The 505-nt window shown below is 40.0% G+C and carries 2 pseudogenes; both read left to right on the top strand.

Annotated elements, in window-relative coordinates:
* Nucleotides 1-156 (top strand): annotated as a pseudogene (locus tag E5355_RS20080) (hypothetical protein); the annotation flags it as partial.
* Between the two features lie 20 nt (nt 157-176).
* A pseudogene (locus tag E5355_RS20425) lies at nt 177-302 on the top strand (DNA methylase); the annotation flags it as partial.
* Between the last annotated feature and the right edge of the window lie 203 nt (nt 303-505).

Here is a 505-nt window from a genome sequence, read left to right as displayed (position 1 = left end):
GTCGTGAAGGAATTGCGCATCCATTTTTCGGAGAAGAAGGCGATGGCGTTGCTCTACAAGCTGGAGAAACATACCATCGACCTTGTGAAGTTGAGCCGGGAGATTGTGGAACTTTCAAGGGAGATGTATGTCAAGTGGGAACAACAGAAGGAATAATTCCATACCACACTAAGCGCCCGCAGATACGCAGCCCGGTGAATGAACGATATCCGTATGGCAATTTCATTGCTGACCATATTATCATCGGGCGACCGGGTTTTCAATTCAAGGATGAAAACCGTACGAAAGGAATGAAAATATAGAATTTTCATTGACCTGAAAAGTCATTTGGAGTGAAATTCGTTCCAAATGACTTTATTTCTAAACAAGATTGAAGGCTGGTCGGATTAAATTCTGTATCTTTGCAGATAGTTATAATACTGATGATTAAAATGTAAAATGGCTAATTTCAACCCATATATAGATAAGATTGATATGGATTTTTGGCGTGAACTTTGCACCAAAG

This window comes from Bacteroides muris (ex Afrizal et al. 2022) (genome assembly GCF_004793475.1).
Lineage (GTDB): Bacteria > Bacteroidota > Bacteroidia > Bacteroidales > Bacteroidaceae > Bacteroides > Bacteroides muris.
This window is presented reverse-complemented; position numbering and strand designations above follow the sequence as displayed.